Consider the following 2,124-nt stretch of genomic DNA (forward strand, 5'->3'; position numbering starts at 1 on the left):
CCCCGCCGGACGGGTGCCGGCCGGGCCGCGCGCGCCGCCGTCCGGCGCCCCTCAGACCCGGTCGGCGGCGATCAGCAGGTACTGGAACGAGCCGTCCTTGTAGGACGACAGGAACGCCTCCTCGATCCCGGTGGCCACCGACGACTTCGCCCGCAGCTCCCAGTACGGGATGGTCGCGGCGGTCAGGTCGAGCACCCGGGCCGGGATCAGCCGGTTGGCGGCCAGCGCGGAGAAGTACGTGCGCCGCGAGTGGACGCCGCACTCGTAGTGCGCGTTGATGGTCGAGACCGCCTTGGACGGGATCTGCCCGTACACGTCGTTGTAGCAACCGGTGATCGTGACGTACCGGCCGCCGCGGGCCAGCAGCCGGGCGTGCGCGGCGAACAGGTCGTACAGGTCGACGTACATGGTGGACTCGTTGTTCCAGACCGAATGGAACTCCCCGGCGGGCAGGCCCGTGTCGAGCATGTTCGCCAGGTGGAACGCGACCCGGTCGGCGACGCCGCGCTGCGCGGCCTGCTCGTTGGCGAACCGCACCTGCTTGGCGGAGATGGACACCCCGTCCACCCGGCAGCCGAAGCGCTGGTGGGCCAGGAAGCTGCTGCCGCCCCGGCCGCAGCCGGCGTCGAGCACCCGGTGCTCGCGGCCGAGCTCGCCGCCCGCGAACCCCAGATGGTCCAGCAGCAGGTGCGCCTGCGCGGTCTCCAGCCGGTGCAGGTCCGCGATCACGGCCTCGTCACCCGCCTCGGCGACACCGGGGGTCGGCTCGCCGATGCCGTAGTGGTGGTGGAAGAACCCGTCCACCTCGCCGAGCCGGATGTTCACCGGGTCGGCCTCGGCGTTCCAGTAGGCGGCGACGTCACCCTGGTAGGAGGTCAGAGCGGGCTGGGACATGGGGCATCTCCTCGTTGGTGCTCGGTTCGGGGGAGGGGGCGGTGGAGGCGGCGTCCGGGCCGGTCAGGGGGCTGTGGCGTACCTGGTGCCGACCAGTCCGGAGTGCCACTCGTGGTTGCCCGCCACCCAGTTCGACAGCCCCGCCAGGTAGCGCGCGAGGACCGGGTCGGTGGGGGCGAGCAGCGCCGACAGCGACTCGAAGTCGTCCATCAGCTCGTTGTGGATGTCGATGGTCTTCTGGAACGCCTCCCGGATCCCGCAGCCCTCCTCGGCCGCGATGACGGTGGGCAGGCTGTGGTGGACGCGTTCCTGGGCCATCTCCTTGCGCAGCGAGAACAGGTCGTTGACGATCGTGCTGGCGTTCGAGGACAGCCCGGTGGCGCGCTGGACGTCCGGACGGGCGAACACGTGCGCCGGCAGCTCGTAGCCGCCGACGGCGTCGGTGATGGTCAGGCAGGGGCGGAAGTTGTTGAACTGCCGGTGCGCCAGGTACTCCCAGACGGACGGCGTGCGGCCGGTCTGGATGCACGCCGCCTCGGCGCAGTAGCCGAGGTAGAGGTTGCAGATGTCGTGCCGGTACCGGTGCGCCTGCGCGGGCGTCGCGATCCGCTCGAAGTAGTTCATGGCCGACCGCATGCACCGCAGCGCCGGATGCGAGGCGAGCCCCGCGAGCCACTTGGGGGTCTGCTCCTTGGCGGTGTGCAGCGGGTCGATCGCGGTCTGCGCCACCAGCAGCCGCGCGCCCAGGCCCTCGGGGGTGCCGCCGAGGTCGGGCTCGCAGAAGTAGTCGTCCACGGCGTTCTCGCCGACGTACAGCATCCCGGCGGCGACAAGGTGCTCGAACGACGCCGCGTCCGGATGGCACAGCACGACCGAGCGGCCGGGGTCGAAGGCGAGGAACATCGCGCGCAGCTCGTCGTCCGGGTAGAGCTCGACCTCCTTCTCCGCCCACTCCATGAGCCGCTCGTTGACCCGGTCGGCCAGGGCGCGGTCGTCGCGCAGCGGCGGACGGAACTTCAGCCCCTCGATCCGCCGGGACGAGACGTCTCCGTCGTCTTTGCGGCGGGACGCGGTCTTCGCCGCCCTGTCCGCCGCGGGTGCGTCCGCTGCGGATGCCGGAGCGGATGCCGGAGCGGATGCCGGAGCGGATGCCGGAGCGGATCCCAGGGCGGGCGCGGAGGCGGGCGGAGCCTCGGGCGGCGCGGCGGGCGGGGCCTCGGCCGGCGGGCC

2 protein-coding genes are annotated in these 2,124 nt (G+C 72.2%); both read right to left on the reverse strand.

Translation table 11 applies throughout. From position 1 onward, the window contains the following. Nucleotides 1-51: 51 nt before the first annotated feature. The gene (locus DZF91_RS24615; RefSeq protein WP_117359646.1) at nucleotides 52-894 is read right to left on the reverse strand and encodes a geranyl diphosphate 2-C-methyltransferase; all 843 of its coding nucleotides are present in this window, start codon (nucleotides 892-894) and stop codon (nucleotides 52-54) included. Nucleotides 895-957: 63 nt separating this feature from the next. Beyond that, the coding region (locus tag DZF91_RS24620; protein ID WP_117359647.1) for a family 2 encapsulin nanocompartment cargo protein terpene cyclase at nucleotides 958-2,124 on the reverse strand (1,167 nt) is incomplete at its 5' end.

Source organism: Actinomadura logoneensis (assembly GCF_003428695.1).
GTDB lineage: Bacteria > Actinomycetota > Actinomycetes > Streptosporangiales > Streptosporangiaceae > Spirillospora > Spirillospora logoneensis.